Origin of the sequence: Pandoraea sp. SD6-2 (assembly GCF_000389825.1) — a bacterium.
Lineage (GTDB): Bacteria > Pseudomonadota > Gammaproteobacteria > Burkholderiales > Burkholderiaceae > Pandoraea > Pandoraea communis.
Genome location: NZ_KB944432.1, coordinates 1 through 4,034 on the forward strand (window position 1 = coordinate 1; position 4,034 = coordinate 4,034).

The window sequence follows — 4,034 nt, forward strand, 5'->3', positions numbered from 1 at the left end:
AATCGCAGAAGCATGAACGCGGAGATTAATGCCTGCCTGGCAGCAAGCTTTGCCGCCGAAAAAGAAAACGCCCAACCGGCGGCAACCGGTCAGGCGTTGGTGACGCAGTGAACCCCTATCAAAGGAACACAGATCATGCACAAGAATAGCATCCAGGCGGCAAAACGCCAAATTTCGGTGCCGTTTCACGGCACAAACCTGTTGCTCGTCGAACACGATGGGCAGCCGTACACACCGATTCGCCGCATTGTGGAAGGAATGGGACTTGACTGGGCAAGCCAGTTCACGAAGATCAAAAGTCGCTTCAAGGGCTGCGTTGTGGAAATCACAATGCAGCTCCCTGGTGATTCACAAAGCCGCTCGACTCTTTGTTTCTTGGTTCGGATGCTTCCCGGTTGGCTGTACACGATCAATGCGGGGAAGGTTCGGTCGGATCTTCGGGAAAAGGTGCTTGCGTATCAAGCCGAATGCAGTGATGTCCTTTGGAAATACTGGACCGAAGGTGTCGCCATCAACGAGCGCATGGCCTTCTCGGTAAATGCTGACGATGTGCTGACGGGGGAGCAACAGGAAGTGTTGCGCCTGATGGTCAAAACCCACGTTGAGCGCCTGCCGAAGATCAAGCAGGGCGCTGCCGCAACGAAGGTCTGGTCGAAGCTGAAAGCTCACTTCAAGGTCGCATACCGGCAGATTCCGCAATCGGAGTTCACAGAGGCGGTGAGCATCGTGACTCGGACTGCGGCCGAGTGGGAGGTGCTTGATGCTGAGCCGAAGGGCGAAGCAGACCTTATCGCGGTGATTGAGCAAATGGACGCTCTCGATGCACTTCGACGAATCCTGTCGGGTGATCGCTGGCTGCTCAGCTACGATGACGATCGTTGGCGGCTCAAACTCATCAGCCGCGACGCGTACATCCTCACGGAGAATCAGATCGTGGGGCTCATCCGTGAGCCTGGAATCATTTCCGAACGCCTGCTTCCGAGCATCATCGCGGTGGCAGCCGAGCGGCTGACGCATCTCAGTCCGTTCAGAATCGATAGTCGGGCAGCCGCCTGACGCAGTTTCTCGGAATCCAGCCGCTAGCGTTCAGTTTAGCGGCTGGTAGATCTGCCGCATTTCCCCGTTCACGCATTTGATGGTCACCTTTCCCTGCTTCAGGTAGAGCTTCCCATCTGGGGCGGCTCGGAGTGAGTTCGTCACGTAGGTTTCGGGGTAGCTGCAATTTGGTTGGACGTAATTTCCCTGGGCATCGCGCACTGCCGCAACATCCTCTTTCCATATGCGCAGATATCGTGGAGCCCCAGATTCATTGGGGCCTGCGAGCTCACGACCGTATATCAGAGCATCGGATTTCTCAGGTTGGTCAGGCCACGTGTACCCGTCAGTGCGGTTAGTAGCCTCGAACTTGAAGCCCTTCGGCCGTAGGTGGCATTCGGCGGGGAGTGGCGCCTCGGGGTTCATGTGGGCATCGTGAAGCGCCTTTCTCGATAAGCACGTAATCGCGTTGTCTTTGACTACTTCATAGACGGGCTCCGCCGCCGCCGAAATGCTCCAAATGGCGAAGCCGACGAGAAACAAATAACGCAGGTTCATTTAGCTTCCCCCCTACAGATGAAAAGCGAAGATATTACCCTCAGTTTAAACTGGCAAGAGCTATCCGGATGGAAGCGGCTCCGCGTCACGCGAGGAATTGAACGTTTCCCGGGTGATTTTGAACTTGAAATGACAGAGCTCTACCCAGGGCAATCGCAAGATTTCCTTGTGTCTCCCGGCGATACCTGTGTTTTGCATTTAGGTGGTGAGCCAGTCATTACTGGTTATGTGGATCGAGTTGTGCCAAGCATTTCAGCCGAGTCACACGACATCCGCGTGACCGGCCGAGGAAAGTGTCAGGATCTTCTGGACTGCGCCGCCGTTTGGCCGAACGGGCAAATGAGTAACGTCAACGCGTACACGATGGCCAAGCAACTTGCCGCCGTCTACGATATCGATGTGATCTGTGATGTGGAAGGTCTATTGATGATCCCACAGATCAACATCATCCCGGGCGAATCGACATATGAGGTCGTCGAGCGTACGTCACGGTACAGTGCCTTGCTGGTCTACGAAGACCGAAGCGGCAACATGGTGCTCGCGCGCGCAGGTGCGGAGGCGATGGCGAGCGGCGTGCAAGAGGGCATCAACATCGAGGCAGCAACAGCCGAGCGATCGATGGATCAGCGCTTCTCGCACGTAACTGCATTGCTGACCGGCACTAACAACATGCAGGATCTGAGGTCGATCACTGCCCCGCATTTCACTGCTACCGACCCTAACGTTCCTCGTCGCCGTGAGCGCGTCATCTTTGCTGAAGCTGGCGATCTTGGGTGGGAAGTTGGCAAGCAGAGGGCGCTGTGGGAGGTAGCTTGGCGTCGAGGCCGTGCTGAGGTGATCCATGTCACAGTCGACAATTGGCGCGATGTGGCGGGAAACCTGTGGGAACCGAACAAGCTAATCGACGTGCTGATTCCGAGCCTTAAGGTATCGGGTGACCAGGCCGGCACCGTGCCGCAGCGCCTGATGATTGCCGAGGTGACCTATAGCCTCGACGAATCGGGAACCCATGCTCAGTTGACTTTGATGCCGCCCGAGGCATTTGAGCCTAAGCCGATCTTGCTTTACCCGCAATACGGCGATCTTGTTGGAACGGTGCCCTTGCGATGACACGAGACCTTGATGTGGGGCCGGTGCAGCGAATGGTTCGCCGAGCGCTAACCGCATTTGCGCGCGCACTGGTATCGGCAGTGAATGACTCTGGCGGGGTCCAGGTTGTGCAGATTGCGCTTAGTTCGACAGAGGTGCGCGATGGATCGCCGCGTATTGCTGAGTTCGGTTTCTCCTCGAATCCGCCGGACGGTTCCGATGGCGTAGTGGCGTTCCTTGGTGGAGATCGAACAAAGGGCATCGTGATCGGGACTTGTCACCAGCCGTCCCGCCCTCGCGACCTGAGCCCTGGGGAATCGATCTTGCACAGCCAAGACGGGAAATCTGTCTATCTGACGGCGGACGGCGGGATCGTGGTCGAGGCTAAGGGGCAGCCTGTTGTGGTCAACAATGCATCTGATGTCACTTGGAACTGCACCGGCAAGTTCACGCTGGTGGCACCCGACGGTGTTGAGCTTGATACGCCGCTGGTGAAATCGACTGGCGACATGCAAGACAACTTCGAGACCAACCCCCACACGCTGGCAGATATGCGACAGATTTCGAACGAACATATCCACCCGGTTAAGGGGGTGCAAAGCGGAGCGTCGGACGTGGTGAGCGATCCGCCAAATCAGAAGCAGTGAAAGCTTCCATATCGATCTACAAGCCTCCCTCGCGGAGGCTTTTTTTGTTTGGTGTGCATGGATACCTCAACCGTTTGGGACTCTGCAGCGAACCGAGGTGATTGGGTCCTCGATGGGGCTGCGCTCGAGACGGGAAATGACGTCACCACGGCTCTCCTGATCAGTCTCTTTACCGATCGAATGGCTGACCTGGACGACATCATTCCGGATGGTACGACGGACCCGCGCGGCTGGTGGGGCGATGACGTCGCTGCCGGCCCGATCGGTTCTCGCATGTGGCTCATCTTCAGAGAGAAGCAAACCAAAGAGACGCTGCAGCGGGCCTACGACTACATCGTCGAAGCCATCCAATGGATGATCGACGACAAAGTCGTGGCCCGATTCGACATAAACGTGTCGTGGACCAAGCGAGGCAACTTGCGCGCCCAGATTTCGGCATACAAGCAAGACGGCTCAATTGTGCCGAACGCATTCACATGGGCTTGGCAGGGGAATGACTGATGCCGTATCAACGACCCACACTAACTGAGCTTCAACAGCAGGTTGCATCCGACATCGCGTCCAATGTACAGGGGGCCGATCCGCTACTTCGTTTCGCAAACCTGAAGATCACTGGTCGAGTTCAAGCGGGCCTTGCGCACCTCCATTACGGATACATCGACTACATCGCCAAACAGGCGGTACCGTGGACGGCCACAGGCGAAT

The 4,034-nt window shown here is 56.7% G+C and carries 5 protein-coding genes and 1 pseudogene; 5 read left to right on the top strand and 1 reads right to left on the bottom strand.

Annotated features, from left to right (window positions below):
• Positions 1-135 precede the first annotated feature (135 nt).
• Positions 136-1,056: a phage antirepressor N-terminal domain-containing protein gene (locus C266_RS08650; RefSeq protein ID WP_010808902.1), complete on the top strand. Its 921-nt coding sequence runs from the start codon at positions 136-138 to the stop codon at positions 1,054-1,056.
• Positions 1,057-1,086: 30 nt separating this feature from the next.
• On the opposite strand, the gene C266_RS08655 is transcribed toward C266_RS08650, so the two are convergent.
• The gene (locus C266_RS08655) at positions 1,087-1,593 is read right to left on the bottom strand and encodes a hypothetical protein (RefSeq protein ID WP_010808903.1); all 507 of its coding nucleotides are present in this window, start codon (positions 1,591-1,593) and stop codon (positions 1,087-1,089) included.
• A gap of 18 nt (positions 1,594-1,611) precedes the next feature.
• On the opposite strand from C266_RS08655, the gene C266_RS08660 reads away from it, so the two are divergent.
• The 4 genes and pseudogenes from C266_RS08660 to C266_RS27885 form a co-directional block, all read left to right on the top strand.
• Entirely contained in the window at positions 1,612-2,703 is a 1,092-nt protein-coding gene (locus C266_RS08660) for a phage baseplate assembly protein (RefSeq protein ID WP_036662223.1), read from the top strand.
• Complete coding sequence (locus tag C266_RS08665; protein WP_010808905.1) at positions 2,700-3,329, top strand: phage baseplate assembly protein V; 630 nt, start codon at positions 2,700-2,702, stop codon at positions 3,327-3,329. The genes C266_RS08660 and C266_RS08665 overlap by 4 nt, the downstream gene beginning before the upstream one ends.
• 57 nt (positions 3,330-3,386) lie before the next feature.
• Positions 3,387-3,830 (top strand): phage GP46 family protein, encoded by a 444-nt coding sequence (locus C266_RS08670; RefSeq protein WP_010804322.1) that lies wholly within the window; start codon positions 3,387-3,389, stop codon positions 3,828-3,830.
• Positions 3,830-4,034: pseudogene (locus C266_RS27885) on the top strand (phage baseplate protein); the annotation flags it as partial. The gene C266_RS08670 and the pseudogene C266_RS27885, both read left to right, overlap by 1 nt.